This is a genomic window from Pectobacterium carotovorum (assembly GCF_900129615.1).
GTDB lineage: Bacteria > Pseudomonadota > Gammaproteobacteria > Enterobacterales > Enterobacteriaceae > Pectobacterium > Pectobacterium carotovorum.
The window spans coordinates 223,672-241,993 of the sequence record NZ_FQWI01000004.1; the positions used below are offsets into that span (position 1 = coordinate 223,672).

An 18,322-nucleotide genomic window follows, 5' to 3' on the forward strand; every position below is an offset into this window, starting at 1 on the left:
TAAACGGACGGAAGGCGCATTCTGCGAAGCGACTGGCAAAAAAGGTTCGTCGCGGCAGCGTAGGCTAAGAGGGGAATACCACACACGCCAGCGATCAGAGTATTCAATTTATTGCATAGTTAACGATTTAAGATCGCTTAATGTCTCAGAGCAGAACGACATCAGGCGGCTGATTCGTCTCGTTTGCGTTCAGCCACCAGCACAACTCCTTTTCGCGATTCATTCGGCGCAAGGCTCCAGATATCGCTTTCGGGAATGCTGCGACCATCGTATCGAATCCGTTCTCCGTCATACGGCCAGAAAGTACGTTGTTCTGAGTCGAACACAAATACCTCAATGCCAACCTCTTTACGTGCCATACGCGCCCACAACGCTTTCCCTCCAGGGAACTGAACATTATCGCTAACCAGCACAATACCGTCGTTAATGAGCGCCTTATACATGGCGCTGGCGACATTAGCATTTCGTTCACGTTTGGTGACAATCACGCCTTCAACCTGAGCGAGATGATCATTCATCGGTTGCAAATTCTCGTAGTAACCGATGACGGCCAAAATAGTTTCAGCCTCATCGTCGCTGTTACGGGATTTCAGGTCGATCTTTGCAACAACAACATGCCGTAAATCACCGTTAACGTCATCAGGCTCTCCATATATGGCAACGGCGTGATGCCGCTCATTATGGATATAAATATCCACGGCGCGACCATTCACACTCGTTTCGCCAATTTTCCGATATTCCCGCACCATAGTGGCGGGGCTATATGACATTGGAAGAATCGCCATATCAAAACTCCCGCTATCGTTGAGGACTGGTGACATTATAAGCATAGCCTGTTGCACGTCGTTGGGGTCTATAATACCAAACATCATGCGTGTTTATTAGCCAATTTTCGCAACCGCATTATCCTCGCTAACCTTGAGTCGGGCAGAACGAGGAATCGTTTAGTGCGCACTAGTCCGCGATACTCCCCCAAAATAACCCGATACGTTGAACGAAAGTCGGCACGATCGCCATCGTGCCGATAAAACGTTATTTCGGTACGGTGTACACACTTTCCCATTTCACCGGAAACGTCATTCCTTCACCAAGATAGAAGCTGGTATGCGGCGGCTGGTTATAGCCCGCATTCTGAGCCGCAACCTGTGTCCGATAAGCAGGATCGTGCATCAAGGTTGGCATACGGTATGCGGTTTCCGACGTGGTGCTGAAAATCTGTAGTTCGCTGCTATCAGATTTGGGAATGATGAACTCCTCACGCCAGTCGCCAAACAGATCGGCACTCAGGACGGGTGTCGCTTTCGTCCCGTTTATCCACGTCCCTGAATTGTAGGTATAAGCACTGAACAGCCGAGTCGAGCCCGGTTTGGCCGGCCCCCACTTATCAATCACCGCACGATCCCATGTTTCACGCAGCAGGTCGCCATCCCACCAGATACCAAAATTGATGTGTGATGGTTTTTTATCGGAGATCTGCTCGCCTTTCGCGTTGAACAATCCGCCCTGTGAAGACCAGCATTCCACCCCTAAGTGGGCAGGATCGATATCCATACAGACGCCACGCCCGTTATCGCCACCTGAACCGTTACTGTATCCCCAGAGGATCTTACCCGTGGCGGCATCGTGCATTTCCATCGCGTTCTTGCCATATTGGCTCGCGGACTCATGCACCATAAAGACCTGTTTACCGGAGCGAGAAGGATCGAGAACGCCAAAATGCAACGCATCGCCATGCCCCAGACCAGTGGAATTTAATAGCTTGCCGTTGCTGCCGATCGTTGCTGCGCCAAAGATAATGTCGTCTTTGCCATCACCATCCGCATCGCCAGTACGAAGGTGATGCGCGCCTTGCCCATACGCCGTGTTCAGCACATCACCAGCGGTTCCGCTGTCGTACGTCCAGCGCTTCGTCAGCTTGCCATTACGCCAGTCCCACGCGACCACCACTGCTCGCTTGTAATAGCCGCGTGAAAACACCGCGCTAGGTCGTTCACCATCAAGATAGGCGACACCCGCCAGAAAACGGTCAACGCGATTACCATAGCAGTCACCCCAGCCGCACACATCACCACGTTCGGGAAGATAATCCACTGTCGCCATCGCTTTCCCGGTTTGGCCATTAAATACTGTCAGGTATTCAGGCCCAGTGAGAATATAACCGTTGTTGCTACGGTAATCTGCCTGACTATTACCGATAACCTTTCCTGTACCATCCACCGTACCATCGGCGGTTTTCATCATCACTTCCGCTTTGCCATCACCATCCAGGTCATACACGATGAAATCGTTGTAATGCGCTCCAGATCGGATGTTTTTCCCTAAATCAATGCGCCACAGCCGCGTTCCATCCTGTTTATAGGCATCGATATACACATTGCCGGTATAACCGGAATGCGCATTATCTTTCGAGTTACTCGGTGCCCACTTGATCACATACTCATATTCGCGATCGCCGTCCAGATCGCCAACCGATCCATCATTCACGCCGTAGGAATAGGTGTCGCCTTTTGGCGTCACCCCATCGGCAGGTTTCTTTAAAGGAATAGACTGATAACGTTGACCGTTCAGTACCGATTTAGCGACATCTTCTTTCCCCTCAATTCCCTTAATGACCGGGCGTATCGCATACGTGGAGTCCGCTTTACCGTCGGGATCGATAAAGTTAGTCGTTGTACTTATAGGGGAAGCATTGATGAGTTGACCATCTCGATAGAGATTAAAAGCAATGTTTTCGGGATCCGTAGCGAAAAGCCGCCAGCTTAAAAAAACATGTTTCGATGATTTGAATGCAAACAGCCCACGATCCAGCAATTCAATCTGCTTACTTTTTCCTGCCGCATAAGCCGATGTCATCAGCCCATCCTGCCCACCGCCCATCAGTGTAGCAAGCAATGTAACAGCAATGACGCCTGCTCGCGGCGTTGATAAATAGCGTTTCATTTTCTCTCCTTGATAACGTGAAGAATGCCCTTATTCCAGTTGTACAAATTACATACAGGCATGTCGACGCCAGACTAGTACAGCAGCGTAATTATCAATCACGAAAACAAGGCAAGAAATCATGGCGTCTATGTATGATAAATAAACAGTTTATTGCGCTAGGAAAAAGTACAGACAAAAAACCGACACTTTAACGCTTTACCGTCGCGCCACAGGGAAACCGTGTTGTCTGGCAGACCACACCACAACGAACGCAATCAATAACAGCACCAACAGCACCGGAGAGAAGGCGGCAACGCCGAGGCGTTCCAACAGAACACCACCGATGATGCCTCCCCCTGCAATAGCCATGTTCCAGGCGGTAACCAACATAGACTGCGCTACATCGGTCCCCCCTTCAGCCGTTCTGACAAGAGCCGTCTGGAATAGCGTCGCCGCACCGCCGAAGGCTAACCCCCAGACGGCCACTGCTGCATAGACCACAGCCAGTACACCGCCTGCCACGCCAAGTGCCAGTACGGACAGGCAGAACAATGCCGAGCAGGCAAGCGTCAGGGCTCGCAAGTAGCGATCAATCAGCACGCCGACGATCCAGATGCCTAGCAGTGATGTGACGCCGAAGACCAGTAGTACCAGACCAGTCTGTGCAACCATGCCCACCGCCGCGAGAAACGACGCAATGTAGGTGTAGAGAATGTTATGCGCCAGCACAAAGGCCAGCACTGCGCATAGCACGGGGCGCACGCCAGCCATCGTGAACACACGCCCCAGAGATAGCCTCTTGCCAGCAGATTGCCCAGCGAAATCCGGCACCTGAATACGTACCCACAACATCAGTATTAAGGCCAAACCACTCATCATACCGAAACACATTCGCCAGCCGATCGCGTTGCCAAGAAAGGTTCCCGCGGGCACGCCGAGCGACAAGGCTAATGGCGTGCCGACCATCGCTATCGCAATAGCCCGCCCTTTCTGGTGTTCAGGCACTATACGCGCCGCATAACCCGCCAGCAGCGCCCACAGCAGCCCGGCTGAAACCCCTGCCAGAAAACGCGCCGCCATCGTCAACATATAGCTGCCGGAAAGCGCCGTAATCATATTGGCGACAGCGAAACCTGCAATGGCTGACAGCAGCAGCAGGCGACGACGCACACCTTGCGTAGCGGCGGTCAGCGGGATCGCGGCCACCAGAGAACCCATGGCGTAGATAGTGACGGTTTGTCCGACCCAGGCTTCGGACACCGCCAAGCCCTGCGCCATTTGCGGCAGCAAGCCCGCTGGCAGCGCTTCGGTCAGAATAGTGATGAAAGCTGCCGTGGCTAATGCCAGCAATGAGGCAATGGGCAGTCTGTCACGGTGTATATCGGTCAGTGAGGCAGTCATCGTGCAGCCTCCAACTCGCCATACACGGCATCGCGCAGTTCAGTGACAAAACGCCCCGACATCCCTTCGTACATCGTGTTGGTGAAGGCCACTACGCTCAAACCTTGTGTGCGATCGACAAACCATGAATGACCATAAGCGCCGCCCCAGCGCCAGGTGCCTGGCGATTCCGGCGACTCGGCTAACTGCGGATCGCGCAAGACTGAGAAACCGAGGCCAAAACCGCAGCCCGGTGCATTGGACAGCTCCAGCCCTTGTGTCTGATCGCCCCCCATCTCCTCGATCAGCGCGTCAGGCAGCAGGACGCCGCCCCCTTTACGCAGGGCTTCCAGCAGGCGCAACAGATCCCAGGCTGTACCCGCCATGCCAGCGCCACCGGATGGAAAGGCCTGAGGGTCAAAGATACGAGCAGGGCTGTACGCGATGCCGATGGCACCGTCGAAGGGAGAAACCGTTTCACCTTCGGTCAGGCGATGCGGCTGCGGGGTGTCGTTCACGTAAGCAGTAGTCAGGCGCGATGGGTCACGTACAACGAAGCCGGTATCGTGCATTTCCAGCGGGTCGGTCACCAGTTGGCGAACCGCCTCGTCCAATGACGTACCGTGAATGCGTTCGATCAAGGCTCCCAAAACATCGGTTGCCAGCGAATAACCCCAAGCCTCTCCCGGCACGTATTGCAGGGGAACGCTGGCGATACGACGCAGGTTCTCAGTCAGGCTGATGCCGGAGGCATCCATACCGTCTGAGACACCTGCCTGTGCATAGGGGCCGTCCGCATGAGATTCAAAGAAGCGGTAGCCCAAACCCGCAGTGTGGCTGAGCAACTGCCGCGCGGTAACGTTAGCAGGTCTGCCGTCGGCCAACCGAAGCTGGAACGTCGGCATCCAGCGAGTGATATCTTCATCCAGATTTAGCCGACCTTGCGCCACCAGTACCAGTGCAGTAACTGATACGATGGGCTTGCTGACAGAAGCCAGCCGGAAGATGGCATCCAGCGCCATAGGACGGGCGCTCTCCCGGTCGGACCATCCTGCGGCCTGCTGATGAAGCAATTCTCCGTTGCGCGCGACCAGCACGACAGCACCGACCAAACGCCCATCGTCCAACGCCTGTTGAACGGTGGCCTGAATACGGGCAGAGAGAGGGGCTGTTGAAGCACGGGTATCCAGAGGAAATACGGGAGTTATCACGGGGTGTTCCTTTTATCAATGAGCGTTCCCGCTACGATAAAAAATCAACAATTAAAGAAAAAGTGGGCTACAGTTCCTCAATATACGGAACAAGATGTCCGCAATTAAGGAAGTAATATGGATAGCCTGAATGGCTTCGTGGTGTTTGTGCAGGTGGCCGAAACACGCAGTTTCGTTGCTGCGGGCCGACTACTGGGCGTGTCAGCGTCTGCGGTAGGCAAAAGCGTCGCACGGCTTGAAGAAAAACTGGGCGTGAGGCTATTCCACCGCAGTACACGCAGCATCACATTGACCGCCGAAGGCTCACTATTTCTGGCGCGTAGCCGACGAATTCTGGCTGAGATTGAGGCAGCAGAACTGGAGCTATCGCAGACCAGCGCCGTGCCGCGCGGACGCCTGCGGGTAAGTCTGCCGTTGGTCAGTTCACTGGTGTTGCCCGTACTCGGCGAATTCATGCGTGAATACCCTGAGATCGAACTGGATTTGGATTTCACCGACCGAATGGTGGACGTCATTGAGGAAGGTTTCGATGCCGTGGTACGGACAGGAGACCCCGTTGACTCACGCCTCACCGCACGGAGGCTGGGTGCCTTCCGCTCTCTGCTAGTCGCTGCGCCAGACTACCTTACCCGGCGTGGTACACCTCAGATACCTGTCGATCTGATGCAGCACACTTGCCTGCACTATCGCTTTCCCAGCAGCGGCAAGCTGGAGCCGTGGGCGCTACGACTTCCCCCCGGCGAACCAGAGTTGCCATTACCCACCTCGATGGTCTGCAACAACATCGAAACGCGCCTCTGTTTTGCACTGCAAGGGCTGGGGATCGCCTACCTGCCAGACTTCTCCATCCGTGAACCGCTGGCCAGCGGCCATCTACAGCCGATCCTGACCGACTATGTGGAACGCAGCGGTGTCTTCTATGTGTTGTGGCCTGCCAGCAAACACCCGTCACCAAAAGTACGGGCACTCGTGGATTTCCTCTGCGCGCGAGTATTTCCCGCCTCTGATGCGTAAAAAAAATCCGGCACCTGTAAAGGTGCCGGATTGAATTCACGCTATTCGAACCTGAGCGAACTTACTTCTTCTTCGCTTTCGGGTTCGGCAGGTCGGTGATGCTGCCTTCAAAGATTTCAGCGGCCAGACCAACGGATTCATGCAGCGTTGGGTGCGCATGGATGGTCAGAGCGATATCTTCTGCATCACAGCCCATCTCGATCGCCAGACCGATTTCACCTAACAGTTCACCACCGTTAGTCCCGACAATCGCACCACCGATAACACGGTGAGTTTCTTTGTCGAAAATCAGCTTGGTCATACCGTCAGCACAGTCAGACGCGATAGCACGGCCAGACGCTGCCCATGGGAAGGTCGCGGTTTCGTAGCTGATGCCTTTCTCTTTCGCTTCTTTCTCGGTCAAACCTACCCACGCTACTTCCGGTTCGGTATAGGCGATAGAAGGAATTACTTTCGGATCGAAGTAGTGTTTCTTACCGGAGATCACTTCAGCAGCAACGTGGCCTTCATGCACGCCTTTGTGCGCCAGCATCGGCTGACCAACGATGTCGCCGATAGCATAGATGTGCGGCACGTTAGTACGCATTTGCTTATCAACATGGATGAAGCCGCGATCGTCAACTTCCACGCCTGCTTTGCCAGCATCCAGGTTTTTGCCGTTCGGCACACGACCGATAGCAACCAGAACCGCATCGTAACGCTGTGGCTCGGCTGGCGCTTTTTTGCCTTCCATCGTCACATAGATGCCGTCTTCTTTGGCTTCTACTGCCGTCACTTTGGTTTCCAGCATCAGGTTGAACTGCTTGCTGATACGCTTGGTGAAGACTTTAACGACATCTTTGTCAGCAGCAGGGATAACCTGATCGAACATTTCAACGACGTCGATCTGTGAACCCAGAGCATGGTAAACGGTACCCATTTCCAGACCGATGATACCGCCGCCCATAACCAGCAGACGTCCTGGGACGTTTTTCAGCTCCAGCGCATCGGTAGAATCCCATACGCGCGGGTCATCATGAGGAATGAAAGGCAGTTGGATTGGACGTGAACCCGCCGCGATAATCGCGTTATCGAAGTTGATCGTCGTTTTGCCGTTTTCACCGTCAACTTCCAGCGTATTGGCACCCGTGAATTTGCCCAGACCGTTAACCACTTTAACTTTACGGCCTTTTGCCATACCAGCCAGACCACCGGTCAGTTGGGTGATGACTTTTTCTTTCCACAGACGGATTTTATCAATGTCGGTTTTAGGTTCACCAAACACGATACCGTGTTCTGCCAGTGCTTTGGCTTCTTCAATGACTTTAGCAACGTGCAGCAGGGCTTTGGAAGGAATACAACCCACATTCAGACACACCCCACCCAGCGTGGAGTAGCGCTCTACCAGTACGGTTTCCAGACCCAAATCCGCCGCGCGGAATGCAGCAGAGTAACCCGCGGGGCCGGCACCAAGTACCACTACCTGAGCTTTAATTTCAGTACTCATCATGACCTCTTAATTGATTTCCGGCGGGTCTGTGACGTCATTGTTATTGAGTCTTAACGCCCTCTTCCACCGGGACGTGTCTTTGCCGCTGTAGTTTACAAAATCGTTAACAATTTTGAAACAACAAGCGACTAACGATTTGTCCTTGATCACTGACAGCTGTAACAAATAACAGCTTATCAGAAAAAAGCCGGCCGTCAGGCCGGCTTTTCGATTACATCACCAGACGGCGGATGTCAGACAACGTGTTGTTAATGATGGTAATGAAGCGAGCACCATCAGCACCGTCAATGACCCGGTGGTCGAAGGACAGAGACATCGGCATCATCAGACGCGGAGTGAACTCTTTACCATTCCAGACCGGTTCCATCGCGGACTTAGACACACCAAGAATAGCGACTTCCGGCGCGTTGACGATCGGCGCAAAGTGCGTAGTCCCGATGCCGCCCAGGCTGGAGATAGTGAAGCATCCGCCCTGCATTTCGCCAGCGGTCAGCTTACCGTCACGGGCTTTCTTGGAGATCGCCATCAGTTCGCGAGACAGCTCAGTGATGCTCTTCTTGTTCACGTCTTTGAACACTGGAACCACCAGACCATTCGGGGTATCAACCGCTACACCGATGTTGATGTATTTCTTCAGCGTCAGACGTTGAGCGTCTTCAGACAGTGAACTGTTGAAGCGTGGCATCTGCTCAAGGGCAGCGGCAACGGCTTTCATGATGAAGACAACTGGGGTGAATTTCACATCCAGTCTGCGCTTCTCAGCTTCGGCATTCTGCTGTTTACGGAACGCTTCCAGATCGGTGATATCCGTTTTATCAAAGTGCGTAACGTGCGGGATCACCACCCAGTTACGGCTCAGGTTGGCACCAGAGATTTTCTGGATACGGCCCAATTCCACTTCTTCAACTTCACCAAACTTGCTGAAATCGACTTTCGGCCACGGCAGCAGCCCCGGCAGAGAACCACCGGTAGCAGCGGCAGGCGCAGACTCAGCGCGTTTCACGGCATCTTTCACGTAAGCCTGAACGTCTTCGCGCAGGATACGGCCTTTACGACCAGAACCCTTCACTTTCGCCAGATTCACGCCGAATTCACGTGCCAGACGACGGATAACCGGCGTTGCGTGAACGTAAGCATCGTTCTCAGCGAAGTCGCTCTTGCCTTCAGCTTTCGCTGCCGGTGCAGCAGCAGGTTTTGCCGCTGGAGCCGGTGCAGCCGCCGCTTCTTGCTTGGCAGCCGGAGCCGCCGCAGGTGCAGCGCCTTCCACTTCGAAGACCATGATCAGTGAACCGGTTTTCACTTTGTCGCCGGTGCTGATTTTGATTTCTTTAACCGTACCCGCGAATGGCGCAGGGACTTCCATTGAAGCCTTGTCGCCTTCAACGGTGATCAGTGATTGCTCAGCCGCGATTTTATCGCCAACTTTAACCATCACTTCAGTCACTTCGACTTCGTCACCGCCGATATCCGGTACGTTAACTTCTTTAGCGGCAGAGGCCGCTGGCGCAGCTGCTGCTGGAGCAGCGGCTTGTGCCGGAGCGGCAGCAGGTGCAGCACCCGCCACTTCGAATACCATGATCAGAGAACCGGTAGAGACTTTATCGCCGGTGCTGATTTTGATCTCTTTAACCGTACCTGCGAAAGGTGCCGGGACTTCCATAGACGCTTTGTCGCCTTCTACGGTGATCAGAGACTGTTCAGCAGCAACGGTGTCGCCCACTTTAACCAGCACTTCGGTCACTTCAACTTCGTCACCGCCGATATCCGGTACGTTGACTTCTTTCGCTGCCGATGCCGCTGGGGCAGCAGCCTGAGCCGCTTCTTTCTTCTCTTCTGCCTTGGCAGGTGCAGCGTCAGCTGCACCGTCGGCGGAATCGAAAATCATGATCAGTTTGCCAGTTTCAACTTTGTCACCGACAGAGACTTTAATCTCTTTCACGACACCAGCCTGCGGAGAAGGGACTTCCATAGAAGCCTTATCACCTTCAACCGTGATCAACGACTGTTCAGCTTCAACTTTGTCGCCAACCTTCACCAGCACTTCGGTGACTTCAACTTCATCTGCACCGATGTCCGGTACGTTGATTTCGATAGCCATGTAATCTTTACCTCTTATGCCAGACGCGGGTTAACTTTATCTGCATCGATGTTGAATTTAGTGATGGCATCTGCAACCACTTTCTTATCGATTTCACCGCGTTTAGCCAGTTCACCCAGAGCCGCAACCACGACGTAAGACGCATCCACTTCGAAGTGGTGACGCAGGTTCTCACGGCTGTCAGAACGACCGAAACCGTCAGTACCCAGTACGCGATAATCGCTAGCCGGGACGAAGCTACGGATTTGCTCAGCAAACAGCTTCATGTAGTCAGTAGATGCAACCGCTGGCGCATCGCTCAGAACCTGAGCTACGTAAGGTACGCGTGGCGTTTCGGTCGGATGCAGCATGTTCCAACGCTCACAATCCTGGCCTTCGCGTGCCAGTTCAGTGAAGGAGGTTACGCTGAATACGTCAGAACCGATGCCGTAGTCTGTCGCCAGAATCTGAGCCGCTTCACGTACGTGACGCAGGATAGAACCTGAACCCAGCAGTTGCACTTTACCTTTGCTACCTTCAACCGTTTCCAGCTTGTAGATACCCTTACGGATACCTTCTTCCGCACCCTGCGGCATTGCAGGCATGTGGTAGTTTTCGTTCAGCGTGGTGATGTAGTAGTAAATGTTTTCCTGCGCTTCGCCGTACATGCGGTGCAGACCGTCATGCATGATGACAGCAACTTCGTAGGCAAATGCCGGATCGTAGGAAATACAGTTCGGGATAGTCAGAGACTGAATGTGGCTGTGACCATCTTCGTGCTGCAGACCTTCGCCGTTCAGCGTCGTACGACCTGAAGTACCACCGATCAGGAAGCCACGCGCCTGTTGGTCACCCGCTGCCCAGCACAGGTCGCCGATACGTTGGAAACCGAACATGGAGTAGTAGATGTAGAACGGGATCATCGGCAGGTTGTTGGTGCTGTAAGACGTTGCCGCCGCCAGCCAGGAAGAACCTGCGCCCAGCTCGTTGATACCTTCCTGCAGAATCTGACCTTTCTGGTCTTCTTTGTAGTAAGCAACCTGCTCACGGTCCTGCGGAGTGTACTGCTGGCCTTTCGGGCTATAGATACCGATCTGGCGGAACAGGCCTTCCATACCGAAGGTGCGCGCTTCGTCAGCGATGATCGGAACCAGACGATCTTTGATAGATTGGTTCTTCAGCATCACGTTCAGGGCACGTACAAACGCGATAGTGGTAGAGATTTCTTTGTTCTGCTCTTCCAGCAGAGTGCTGAAATCTTCCAGCGTTGGCAGTTCCAGTTTTTCGCTGAAGTTAGGCTGACGAGACGGCAGATAGCCACCCAGTGCCTGACGACGCTCGTGCAGGTATTTGTACTCTTCAGACTCTTTATCGAAAGTGATGTACGGCAGTTTTTCGATATCAGCATCAGACACAGGCACGTTGAAGCGGTCGCGGAAGTAACGCACGCCATCCATGTTAACTTTCTTAACCTGGTGAGCGATGTTCTTACCTTCAGCCGCGTCGCCCATACCATAACCTTTAATGGTATGTGCCAGAATAACGGTTGGTTTGCCTTTGGTGTCCTGCGCTTTTTTCAGTGCAGCGTAGACTTTCTTCGGATCATGACCACCACGGTTCAGTGACCAAATTTGATCGTCAGTCCAGTCTTTAACCAGTTCTGCCGTCTCCGGGTATTTACCGAAGAAGTGCTCACGCACATAGGCACCGTTTTTGGATTTGAAGGTCTGGTAGTCACCGTCGACGGTTTCTTCCATCAGTTGGATCAGTTTACCGCTGGTGTCTTTACGCAGCAGTTCGTCCCAACGGTCGCCCCACATGACTTTGATCACATCCCAGCCAGCGCCGCTGAAGATACCTTCCAGCTCGTTGATAATCTTGCCGTTACCTGTAACCGGACCATCCAGACGTTGCAGGTTACAGTTGATGACGAATACCAGGTTGTCCAGTTTTTCACGGGTCGCGATAGTGATCGCACCTTTGGATTCTGGTTCGTCCATTTCACCGTCGCCCAGGAAGGCATAAACGGTTTGTTTAGAGGTATCTTTCAGACCACGGTTTTCCAGATACTTCAGGAATTTAGCCTGGTAGATAGCACCGATCGGGCCCAGACCCATAGAGACGGTCGGGAACTGCCAGAAGTCCGGCATCAGTTTAGGGTGCGGATAAGAAGACAGACCGTTACCGTGAACTTCCTGACGGAAGTTGTTCATCTGATCTTCAGTCAGGCGGCCTTCAAGGAAGGCACGAGCGTAAACGCCCGGAGAGATGTGACCCTGGAAGTAGACCAGGTCGCCGCCGTCCTGCGCAGTGCGAGCACGGAAGAAGTGGTTAAAGCACACTTCATAGAAAGTGGCGGAAGACTGGAAAGAAGCCATGTGGCCGCCCAGATCCAGATCTTTTTTAGAAGCACGCAGCACTGTCATGATCGCGTTCCAGCGGATTGCTGAGCGAATACGACGTTCCAGATCCAGATTACCAGGGTATTCCGGCTCGTCTTCCACTGCGATGGTGTTGATGTATTGACGTGCAGCTGTACCAGCAGCAACGCTGACACCGCCTTTACGTGCTTCACTCAGAACCTGATCAATCAGGAACTGGGCGCGTTCAACACCCTCTTCACGGATGACCGATTCGATCGCCTGCAGCCAGTCGCGGGTTTCGATCGGATCCACGTCATTATTTAAACGATCTGACATGGTTATTCCTTATCTTCTCTAATCAGTTAGTTTATGGAGCCTGTCTTCCTGCATTCTGACTTAGGTTTCGTCCTAAGCAAAACGCATGAAGACAGGCTCATCGTCGTCATTACCGCATTCAGAGCCCCAAAGTACGGATGCTCAATCCCTGCGTTGCTGGAGCCGACGCAGCGATCTCTCGCGCCGACTATGTTCCCGGTTAAGATCCAGCAATACTTCCTCAATAAACGCCAGATGACGGTGTGATGCTTCGCGCGCCTTTTCCGGCTCACGGGCAACAATCGCCTCAAAAATGCTGGCGCGATGAATGCTAACCTGAGCCAACACTTCACGGCTCAAATAAAGCAATTCAAAATTCTGCCTCACGTTCTGTTCGAGCATCGGCCCCATACAGCGCACCAAATGCAGCAACACCACATTATGCGTGGCTTCTGTTACAGCAACCTGATACTGCATAACGGCTTCTGACTCGGCGTCCAGATCGCCCGCTTCCCTCGCCTTCTCAATCACGGCATGACAATCCCGGATACGTTGCAGATCCGACTCGGTGCCACGCAACGCAGCATAGTAGGCAGCAATGCCTTCCAGCGCATGACGCGTTTCCAGAAGATCGAACTGTGATTCGGGATGTGTGCTAAGTAATTCTGCCAGCGGATCGCTGACGCTTTGCCATAGATTGGCTTGAACGAAGGTACCACCACCCTGACGGCGCAAAAGGAGACCTTTGGCTTCCAGGCGTTGAATGGCTTCTCTCAGAGAAGGGCGGGAAACATCGAACTGTTTTGCTAGTTCGCGCTCCGGTGGGAGCTTCTCGCCGGGGCGCAAGGTTCCCTCAAGAATCAGAAACTCCAGCTGCTGTTCAATCACATCTGACAGTTTGGGCTGACGGATCTTGCTGTATGCCATAGTGAATTCTTCTCTGCGAATGGCGCGGAGTCAATTGGTAATACCAATTTCAAAAACGTGACGCTAAAGTAACAAAGTATTCACCTTCTGTCCATAAGGACCTTGAGCTAAATCACCAATCCCACCAGATTTTAACAAATGCACGAGAAACATGCGGCAAAGTGATAGCCCGCCTGTGGTATTACCATTAATCCCCTCTGTCTATATTTTAACTTTTTTGAAACGTAAAACAGGCGTTGCTGAACCGTTTAAATACGAAAATAGTGAATTTAAATGCAAAAAATAAGGTTTTTTATTCTCATAAGGAAAGTGTAATTACCCGCAGATCCCTATCGGGGTAAACACCATTTTACAGCAGGGATAAAGAGATAATAAAAGGGAGTAAACCCAAAGGGGTAGAAAGCCCCTTCTACCCTAAAAAATCATCTCTCGATTTTCTCGTCATCAGGTTCTTAATCAGGGAGAGGTAAAATTTTTGATGTGGCGATAGTTTTTAATTATCAGACTATAAGAAATCAGTGCAATCTTGCGTACTTACCACTATTCTCTGCCAAACGGTAGCGGTTTTCTTATTTTAAGAAACATCACCCCGTAAAAATAAAATTACACAAACGTATAGTCACTAATACGCGTGTTCGTTCACACCGTGTTTTTTACTTGCACTGGCAGAGGGTTAAATTTGATGGATAATCAACAAACGGACGGCACGCTAAAGCGTGGTCTGAAAAACCGTCATATTCAGTTGATTGCCTTGGGTGGCGCGGTAGGTACTGGCCTCTTTCTTGGTATTGCGCAGACAATCAAAATGGCCGGACCATCGGTCCTGTTAGGCTATGCGATTGGCGGGCTGATCGCGTTTCTCATTATGCGCCAACTGGGCGAGATGGTGGTTGAAGAGCCGGTAGCCGGATCGTTCAGCCACTTTGCTTATAAATATTGGGGCGATTTCGCGGGCTTTGCATCAGGATGGAACTACTGGGTGCTGTATGTTCTGGTCGCCATGGCCGAGCTCAGCGCCGTGGGGATTTACGTCCAGTACTGGTGGCCAGACATTCCGACCTGGGTATCCGCCGCCGTCTTCTTCCTGCTGATTAACGCCATCAATCTGGCGAACGTCAAAGTCTACGGTGAGATGGAATTCTGGTTTGCCATCATCAAAGTCGTCGCGATTATTGGCATGATCGTCTTCGGTGGCTGGCTGCTACTCAGCGGTACGGGCGGGCCGGAAGCAACCGTAACCAACCTGTGGGCGCAGGGCGGGTTCTTCCCGAATGGCGTGCTCGGTCTGGTGATGGCGATGGCCGTTATCATGTTCTCATTTGGCGGGCTGGAACTGGTGGGGATTACCGCAGCAGAAGCGGATGACCCAGAGAAAAGCATTCCACGCGCGACCAATCAGGTTATCTACCGCATCCTGATTTTCTACATCGGTTCACTCGCTATCCTGCTGTCACTGTACCCGTGGGGCAAGGTTGTGGAAGGCGGTAGCCCGTTCGTCATGATCTTCCATGAACTGAACAGCAACGTCGTAGCAACGGTGCTGAACATCGTGGTATTGACCGCTGCGCTGTCCGTTTATAACAGCTGCGTGTATTGCAACAGCCGCATGCTGTTCGGTCTGGCGAAACAGGGTAACGGGCCGAAAGTACTGAAAACCGTTGATGGCCGTGGCGTTCCCGTTGTTGCTATCGGCATCTCCGCGCTGGCAACGGCGCTGTGCGTGCTGATCAACTACCTTATCCCCGGCAAAGCGTTCGAACTATTGATGGCGCTGGTCGTGTCTGCTCTTGTGATTAACTGGGCGATGATCAGTCTGGCGCACCTGAAGTTCCGTGCGCAAAAGGACAAAGAAGGTACGGTGACCAAGTTTAAAGCGCTGCTTTATCCGCTGGGTAACTACCTCTGTCTGCTGTTCCTGGCCGGTATACTGGTCATCATGTTCCTGACGCCGGGCATTCAGATTTCCGTCATGCTGATTCCGGTCTGGCTGGTTATTCTGGGCGTGGGCTACTTTATCAAAAAGAAAAATCAGGCGAACTAAACAGCTCCAGCGTTCACCGATCCTCCTTTTCCATGGCCGACTCTGTCGGCCATTTTCATATTTGCAATCTCTATCACACTTTGCCCCACCCGACCCGTTTGTCCATTTTTGCAACCGATTTCATACGCTCTTTTATCCCTATCGAGGGGAATAATCGTGTTTACACGTTAAGCACAGGAGTCGTATTCATGAAGAACAACGCACTGTCCGTTAAAGAAAAAATCGGCTACGGAATGGGTGACGCAGGATGCAACATGATTGGCGGAGCCATCATGCTATTTCTGAGCTATTTCTACACGGATATCTATGGGCTCTCGCCTGCCTTGGTCGGTACCCTGCTACTCTCCATTCGTGTCATCGATGCCGTCACGGACCCGATTATGGGCGCTATCGCCGATCGCACCCAAAGCCGCTGGGGTCGCTTTCGGCCTTATCTGCTTTGGGTCTGCGTGCCCTACGTTCTGTTCAGCGTACTCATGTTTACCACACCGGATTGGAGCTACAACGGCAAAGTCATCTACGCCTTCGTTACCTATTTTCTGATGTCGCTGACGTATACCGCTATCAACATCCCCTACTGCTCGCTGGGCGGCGTGATCACCGCGGACCCGCATGAACGGGTGTCCTGTCAGTCATACCGCTTCATCATGGTCGGTATCGCCACGCTCATTCTCTCTTCGACGCTGCTGCCGATGGCCGAATGGTTCGGCGGTGAAGACAAAGCGCGCGGCTACCAAATGTCGATGGGCGTGATGGCGATCATTGCCCTCTTCATGTTTCTCTTTTGCTTTGCCACCGTTCAGGAGCGGATTAAGCCCGCCATCCCCACCAACGATGCACTGAAAGCAGATTTGCGAGACGTTTGGAAAAACGACCAATGGCCGCGCATTCTGCTGTTAACTCTGTGCAATGTCTGTCCTGGATTTATTCGCATGGCGGCTACGATGTATTACGTCACCTGGGTGATGGGAAAGTCCGCCCCATTCGCCAGCCTGTTTATCAGCCTCGGCGTGGTCGGCATGATGTTCGGCAGTGCATTGGCAAAACCCCTGACTGACCGTTTCTGCAAGCTGAAAGTGTTTTTCTGGGTCAACATCGCACTGGCGATCTTCTCCAGCGCCTTCTATTTTTTCAACCCTCACCTGACTAGCTTTATTCTGGTGATGTACTTCCTGCTGAATGTCCTGCACCAGATCCCCTCCCCGCTCCACTGGTCGCTGATGGCCGATGTGGATGACTACGGCGAGTGGAAAACTGGCAAACGAATCACCGGGATCAGCTTCTCTGGCAATCTGTTCTTCCTGAAAGTCGGGCTGGCGATTGCAGGGGCGATGGTCGGTTTCCTGCTGTCCTACTATGGTTATGATGCCAATGCCCCGCAGCAAAATGCAGAAGCCATGAACGGCATCATTATGTTGTTCACCCTTATTCCCGGCGTAGGTTATTTGATTACCGCAGGCGTGGTGCGTTTGCTGAAGGTCGATCGCGAGCTTATGCAGCAAATACAAATCGATCTGGAAAAACGCCGTAATAACTATCGGGAACTGAGCGAGAGCCGCGACAGTCAATCACTCAACGTCAAAAGAGGAGGAGAGAATGATGAACCCACATCAATGGCCTAACCCACTGATAGAACAGCGGGCAGACCCTTTCATTCTTCGTCACACGGATGGGCAGTACTATTTTGTTGCCTCCGTGCCTGAATACAGTCGACTCGAAATTCGCCGGGCCAGTTCGCTGGAGGCACTTGCCCACGCTACCCCGGTAACGATATGGCGCAAGCATGAACGTGGCCCTTTAAGCGCGCTGATTTGGGCACCGGAACTGCACGTGATTAATGGCAAATGGTATATCTATTTCGCCGCTGCACCGACGGAAGACATCAAAGACGGCTTATTCCAGCACCGCATGTTTGCGCTGGAATGTGCAGACAGCGACCCGCTGAAAGGCAACTGGGTCGAAAGAGGCCGAATTTATACGCACTTCGATACCTTCTCACTGGACGCCACCCACTTTGAACATCGGGGCAAGCGCTACTATCTGTGGGCGCAAAAAGATCCCACGATTGCAGGCAACTCGAATCTGTATCTGGCGGAAATGGAAAATCCGTGGACGCTGAAAGGCACGCCGGTCATGTTGAGCAAGCCGGAGTTGTCGTGGGAAACCATCGGTTTTAAAGTCAACGAAGGCCCCGCCGTCATTAAGCACGGCGAACGCATCTTTATCACCTATTCCGCCAGCGCCACCGATGAAAATTACTGTATCGGCCTACTGTGGGCGAATATGGACAGCGATCTGCTGAACCCGACAAGCTGGCATAAATCGCAGCAGCCGGTCTTTACCACCAGCCGAGAAAACCGACAGTTTGGGCCGGGCCATAATAGCTTCACCCAAACAGAAACGGGCGAGGACATTCTCGTTTACCATGCCCGCAACTACACGGAGATCGAAGGCGATCCGCTGTATGACCCCAATCGTCACACGCGGATTAAAACGTTCACCTGGGATCGTGATGGTATGCCCGTATTCGGCGAACCGCCCGCAGACAGGCAATAAGCGAGAAACGGGTGCGCTGGGACGTAC

At 52.8% G+C, this 18,322-nt stretch carries 12 protein-coding genes; 4 read left to right on the forward strand and 8 right to left on the reverse strand.

From position 1 onward, the window contains the following. Positions 1 to 161 precede the first annotated feature (161 nt). The 4 genes from BUB06_RS10665 to BUB06_RS10680 all read right to left on the reverse strand — a co-directional run bounded on the left by BUB06_RS10665 (position 162) and on the right by BUB06_RS10680 (position 5,513). Complete coding sequence (locus BUB06_RS10665; RefSeq protein WP_223806280.1) at positions 162 to 872, reverse strand: hypothetical protein; 711 nt, start codon at positions 870 to 872, stop codon at positions 162 to 164. 160 nt (positions 873 to 1,032) lie between these two features. Beyond that, positions 1,033 to 2,940, reverse strand: coding sequence for a rhamnogalacturonan lyase (locus tag BUB06_RS10670; RefSeq protein ID WP_039470086.1), 1,908 nt, complete (start codon positions 2,938 to 2,940; stop codon positions 1,033 to 1,035). Between the two features lie 198 nt (positions 2,941 to 3,138). Further along, positions 3,139 to 4,323 carry an MFS transporter gene (locus tag BUB06_RS10675; RefSeq protein ID WP_039470085.1) on the reverse strand — a complete coding sequence of 395 codons (1,185 nt, stop codon included), beginning with the start codon at positions 4,321 to 4,323 and terminating at the stop codon, positions 3,139 to 3,141. Beyond that, positions 4,320 to 5,513 (reverse strand): serine hydrolase domain-containing protein, encoded by a 1,194-nt coding sequence (locus BUB06_RS10680; protein ID WP_048329381.1) that lies wholly within the window; start codon positions 5,511 to 5,513, stop codon positions 4,320 to 4,322. The genes BUB06_RS10675 and BUB06_RS10680 overlap by 4 nt, the downstream gene beginning before the upstream one ends. A gap of 117 nt (positions 5,514 to 5,630) precedes the next feature. Between BUB06_RS10680 and BUB06_RS10685 the strand changes: the two genes are divergently transcribed. Next, positions 5,631 to 6,527, forward strand: coding sequence for a LysR family transcriptional regulator (locus tag BUB06_RS10685; protein ID WP_039470084.1), 897 nt, complete (start codon positions 5,631 to 5,633; stop codon positions 6,525 to 6,527). A 61-nt stretch (positions 6,528 to 6,588) separates the two neighbouring features. Here the strand turns inward: BUB06_RS10685 and lpdA are convergent, their stop codons facing one another. The 4 genes from lpdA to pdhR all read right to left on the reverse strand — a co-directional run bounded on the left by lpdA (position 6,589) and on the right by pdhR (position 13,698). Then, positions 6,589 to 8,013 (reverse strand): dihydrolipoyl dehydrogenase, encoded by a 1,425-nt coding sequence (lpdA, locus tag BUB06_RS10690; protein ID WP_010306320.1) that lies wholly within the window; start codon positions 8,011 to 8,013, stop codon positions 6,589 to 6,591. 214 nt (positions 8,014 to 8,227) lie between these two features. Then, positions 8,228 to 10,114, reverse strand: a complete 1,887-nt coding sequence (gene aceF / locus BUB06_RS10695) for a pyruvate dehydrogenase complex dihydrolipoyllysine-residue acetyltransferase (RefSeq protein WP_039470082.1) — start codon at positions 10,112 to 10,114, stop codon at positions 8,228 to 8,230. 14 nt (positions 10,115 to 10,128) lie between these two features. Beyond that, complete coding sequence (gene aceE, locus BUB06_RS10700) at positions 10,129 to 12,792, reverse strand: pyruvate dehydrogenase (acetyl-transferring), homodimeric type (RefSeq protein ID WP_010306325.1); 2,664 nt, start codon at positions 12,790 to 12,792, stop codon at positions 10,129 to 10,131. Positions 12,793 to 12,933: 141 nt separating this feature from the next. Next, a complete protein-coding gene (gene pdhR / locus BUB06_RS10705; protein ID WP_010306328.1) occupies positions 12,934 to 13,698 on the reverse strand; it encodes a pyruvate dehydrogenase complex transcriptional repressor PdhR in 765 nt (254 codons plus the stop codon). A gap of 682 nt (positions 13,699 to 14,380) precedes the next feature. Between pdhR and BUB06_RS10710 the strand changes: the two genes are divergently transcribed. The 3 genes from BUB06_RS10710 to BUB06_RS10720 all read left to right on the forward strand — a co-directional run bounded on the left by BUB06_RS10710 (position 14,381) and on the right by BUB06_RS10720 (position 18,295). Further along, positions 14,381 to 15,739, forward strand: coding sequence for an amino acid permease (locus BUB06_RS10710; RefSeq protein ID WP_039470080.1), 1,359 nt, complete (start codon positions 14,381 to 14,383; stop codon positions 15,737 to 15,739). Between the two features lie 188 nt (positions 15,740 to 15,927). Then, positions 15,928 to 17,361 carry a glycoside-pentoside-hexuronide (GPH):cation symporter gene (locus tag BUB06_RS10715; RefSeq protein WP_039470078.1) on the forward strand — a complete coding sequence of 478 codons (1,434 nt, stop codon included), beginning with the start codon at positions 15,928 to 15,930 and terminating at the stop codon, positions 17,359 to 17,361. Then, on the forward strand, positions 17,339 to 18,295 hold the full coding sequence (locus tag BUB06_RS10720) for a glycoside hydrolase family 43 protein (protein ID WP_039470969.1): 957 nt from the start codon (positions 17,339 to 17,341) through the stop codon (positions 18,293 to 18,295). Before BUB06_RS10715 ends, BUB06_RS10720 begins: the two co-directional genes overlap by 23 nt. Positions 18,296 to 18,322 lie beyond the last annotated feature (27 nt).